The sequence below is a fragment of the Steroidobacter sp. genome, from assembly GCF_036406195.1.
GTDB lineage: Bacteria > Pseudomonadota > Gammaproteobacteria > Steroidobacterales > Steroidobacteraceae > Steroidobacter.
The window spans coordinates 1-3,960 of record NZ_DASWVW010000008.1 but is presented as its reverse complement, the minus strand read 5'-3'; the positions used below and the strand labels follow the sequence as shown (position 1 = coordinate 3,960).

Sequence of the window (3,960 nt, the reverse complement as noted above, 5' to 3'; positions counted from 1 at the left end):
CACGGTGCGCTTCATGGTCTTTGCAAAGGGATTGTCGCGGCAGGCATCGAGGATGACCAGGCGCAGCTTCTTGGCCGGCTCGACGGCGAGCAGCACGCGATCGAGCGACAGCCCCTCGTCGTACACGTCGGTGTCGCGCTCGAGCTTGGCGTCCACGGGAATCAGGTAATTGCCGCCGTCCACTTCGATGCCATGGCCGGCGTAGTAGACCACTGCGATATCGGCATCGCGGGCACGGTCGGCGAAGTCGCGTAGCGCGCGGCGCGTGTCGGCGGCGGCCAGATCGTGGCGGCTGTCGACCACGTCGAATCCGGCATCCTTCAGGGTCGCGGCGATGGTGCTGCCGTCATTGACGGGGTTCGGCAGCCGCGGCGCGTTTTGATAGGCGGCGTTGCCGATCACCAGCGCCACGCGCTTCTCGGCAAAGGCCGGGTCTCCCAGCGGCAGCAGCATCGCCGCGGCAAGGAAGAAGGAATAGAATTTTGTACGTCCAAACAGGTTTGTCATGGCGACACCGGAAAACTGGCACGTCTTGGCGCCCAGTCTAGCAAAGGACCAAAGCCGAGCTTTGTGAGGCCAATCACCAATGGGCGGATCGGCCTCCTCTTGGATTTAGTACCCGCCGGCTTCCGCGGGTTCGCCAAATACCTGCCTATTTTACCTCCGAGTTCCCATTCCGTGACGTGCCCCACACAGGACGATGGCCCGACGGCGGCCGAGAACCCGCCCAAACCACTGGGCTGAAGCCCCAGGTGAGTTTCAGCTGGAGCAACGGCCGGCTGATATCCGTGACCGTCGGCTTCCCCAAATTGTACGAAGACAAGCCTTTGCGCGAACTTGCGGGCCTGACGCGCACGGCGATCGCCAAGGAATTCAAGCAGACACCCAAGACCATCCTGCTCTCCTTTGCGCTGGACGCGGGCACGACCGCGCAAGCCACGGCTCCGACCGCCGCGAACTAGCCAACCAAGAGAACCGCATCTCGCCCGCGAGAAGCTCCACAACCATGGAGTTCGCCAGCGCAACGAATTCTCGCGTCAGAACGCAGCATTTCCAGCGTCCAAACGAGGTGGACCATGCGCCGCGATTGAAATTCATCGCGTCGCGGCTACATTCGACGCAAGAAACGTGACGCAAGGGAGGATACGCCGTGAGCACCGATCGTTCCACCGTCGAAGCCGTCGTGAAGCATTACTTCGACGGTCTTTATGAAGGCGATGCCGACAAGCTTGGCGCCATCTTCGATTCCAGCGCCGATCTGCGCTGGCTGGAGAAGGGCGAGTTGCAGGTGCTCACGGTGCCCGACTGGCTGGATCGCGTGCGCAAGCGCCCGTCGGCGAAAGCGGAGGGCAAGCCGCGCGAGGATTTCATCGTCACCATCGACCATTCCGACGATTCCACCGCCTTCGTGAAGGTGCGCTGCCAGTTGCCGCCACGCTATTTCACCGATTACCTGGTGGCGATGAAGCTAAAGGACGGCTGGAAGATCGTGTCCAAATCATATCGCTATGATTTGAAAGAGTGAGAAATTCGTAGAGCGGATTAGTGCAAGCGTAATCCGCGGTCTTTCGCCGTGAGATTTCCCGCTTCGCCAATCCGCCCTACAATTGTCAGGCGCGGCTGTGGCTCGCCAAATGCATTGACCGCGCGGCCACTTCCGGGCGAACTGGCAGCATCATGGAAGCCAAGTTTCAGATTTTCCTGATTCTGCTCGCGGTGCTGGCCGGCACTGCGCTTTTGGCGCGCCGGATCAATGTCGCGCCGGCGATCCTGCTGCTGCTCGCCGGCATCACGCTCGCCTTCGTGCCGGGCATGCCGGCGGTCGAATTGCCGCCGGAACTCGTGCTGCTCCTGGTGCTGCCGCCGCTGATCTATTCGGCTGCGGTGGCGATGAGCTGGCGCGAATTCTGCTTCAACTTGCGCGTCATCTTCCTGCTGGCCGTCGGCTGCGTCATCTTCACCGCCTTCATGGTCGCTGCCGCCGCGCACTACCTGATCGGGCTGCCATGGGCGGTGGGCTTCCTGCTCGGCGCCATCGTTGCGCCGCCCGACGTGGTGGCGCCGCTGGCGATCGCACGCAAGCTGGGGCTGCCGCAGCGCATCCTTGTCGTGCTGGAGGGTGAGGGACTCGCCAATGACGCGACCGCACTGATCCTTTATCGCTTCGCGGTGGCGGCGATCTCGACCGGGCTGTTCTCGCTGCCGCAGGCGACCGGAACATTTTTCGCCATCGTGGCCTGCGAAATCGTCTTTGGCGCCGCAGTCGCCTGGGTGAGCTTGCGGCTGCGCCATTACGCGCAGGACCCGCAGGTCGAGATCACGCTGTCGCTGATCACGCCCTATGTCGCCTACTGGATTCCCGAGCATCTCGGCGGCTCCGGCGTGATCGCCACCGTCGTCTGCGGCCTCTATGTCAGCTGGAACGGCCCGCTGCTGATCTCGGCGGCAACGCGGCTGCAGGGCATCTTTTTCTGGGATCTCGTCATCTACATGATCGAGGGCATGCTGTTCCTGTTGACCGGCTTCCAGCTACGCGCGTTGCTGGAGAGATCGAAAGCGTTCCCCCTGCACGACATCCTGTTTGCGACCGGCCTCGTCATCGTGATCGTCATCATCGCGCGCTTTGCCTGGGTCTATCCGGCAACCTATGGGCCGCGCTTCCTGAGCAGAAAATTGCGCGAGCGCGACCCCTACCCGTCCTGGCGCACCGTGTTCGTGATCGCGTTTACAGGCGTGCGCGGTGCGGTGTCGCTCGCCGCGGCGCTGGCGCTGCCTTTCGCGCTCGCCAACGGCGATCCGTTCCCCTATCGCGACCTGATCCTGTTCGTCACCTTCAGCCTGATCCTGGTGACGCTGGTCGGCACCGGGCTTTTCCTGCCGCCAGTAGTGCGCTGGCTCGGCGTCGCCAGCGACGGCCGCAGCGAGCATGCCGCCGAGCACGAGGCCGAGATCGTCGCACGGCGCGACGCGCTGGCTACCGCGCTGCAGGCACTCGAAGCCAGGAGCAACGATCCGGAAATGTCGGAAGCGGTGATTAACCTGCTGCGCGCACGGCACGAGATTCGCATCGGCCAGCTACCGGCCTCGCTCGATCCCGAAGCCCAGGAGGTGACGGCCATCGGCGCCAACCTGACCCGCGAACTGATCGGAATCGAACGCCGCTGCATTCATACCCTGCTGCGCAACGGCAAGATAAGTGACGAGACTCGGCGGCGGATCGAGCGCGACCTCGATCTGGAGGAGGCAAGCCTCGCCAACCGCGAGCACGGGCAGATGCCGCTGTAAGCGGCCGTCAGCGCTTGTGCGCCCTGCGCGTCGAGACAGGCTTGTTCGGCTGGGCGACGCGTGGCTCCGCCACCCGGCGCACCGGTTTCGACGCCTTCGGCTGAGGCTGCGCCACCTGCGGCGGCGCAGGGCCGTGCGTCTCGCAGTACTCCGCAGTGGCTGACGAGACGGCCGTGGCGACCTTGTTCTTGTGCTCGTCCGAGGCCATCACCGGCTCCTCGTCGCGGTTGATGATGGAGCCGCTCTCCAGCAGCACCGCCGGCATGCTCGTCATCTTGAGCACGATGAGCTGATCGTAGCGATAGACGCCGGCTTCGATATCCAGCAATTCCCGCTGGAACTTGCCCATGAACCACTGATCGTATTGGCGGGCGAATTGCAGGTCTTTCGAGGCCATCTGGTTGCCGAGCAGGCGCGCAAATTTCAGGCTGTACCGATAGTGCGGATTCAGCTTCGAGACGAACACCGAATAGCCGCCGAACATGTCGTTGAACTGACTCTTCTTGCCTTCGAACACCCAGCTCTCCGCATAGATGCCGGGCACGGAATCGTGGTGAATCGACAGGAAGAGATCGGCGCCCCTCCTGTTGGCTCTCGCCACCCGCGTCATCAGGCTCGGCCGCGCCTTGCCCTCGGTCACCAGCAGCGTGGTCTCGGCGAACCCATCCGCCTTCA

General features: G+C 63.4%; 5 protein-coding genes. 3 read left to right on the top strand and 2 right to left on the bottom strand.

The window, feature by feature from the left end; genetic code table 11:
* Nucleotides 1-453: caspase family protein (locus VGE08_RS02740; protein ID WP_331066322.1), on the bottom strand; the 453-nt coding region annotated here is incomplete at its 3' end.
* A 299-nt stretch (nt 454-752) separates the two neighbouring features.
* Here VGE08_RS02740 and VGE08_RS02735 point away from each other — a divergent pair.
* From VGE08_RS02735 to VGE08_RS02725, 3 genes are all read left to right on the top strand, one after another.
* Nucleotides 753-962, top strand: a complete 210-nt coding sequence (locus VGE08_RS02735) for a hypothetical protein (RefSeq protein ID WP_331066321.1) — start codon at nt 753-755, stop codon at nt 960-962.
* Nucleotides 963-1,150: 188 nt separating this feature from the next.
* The gene (locus VGE08_RS02730) at nt 1,151-1,525 is read left to right on the top strand and encodes a nuclear transport factor 2 family protein (protein WP_331066320.1); all 375 of its coding nucleotides are present in this window, start codon (nt 1,151-1,153) and stop codon (nt 1,523-1,525) included.
* 152 nt (nt 1,526-1,677) lie between these two features.
* Complete coding sequence (locus tag VGE08_RS02725; protein ID WP_331066319.1) at nt 1,678-3,285, top strand: Na+/H+ antiporter; 1,608 nt, start codon at nt 1,678-1,680, stop codon at nt 3,283-3,285.
* A 7-nt stretch (nt 3,286-3,292) separates the two neighbouring features.
* Here VGE08_RS02725 and VGE08_RS02720 read toward each other — a convergent pair.
* Nucleotides 3,293-3,960, bottom strand: a 668-nt coding sequence (locus VGE08_RS02720; protein WP_331066318.1) for an N-acetylmuramoyl-L-alanine amidase family protein, incomplete at its 5' end; no start/stop codon positions are given.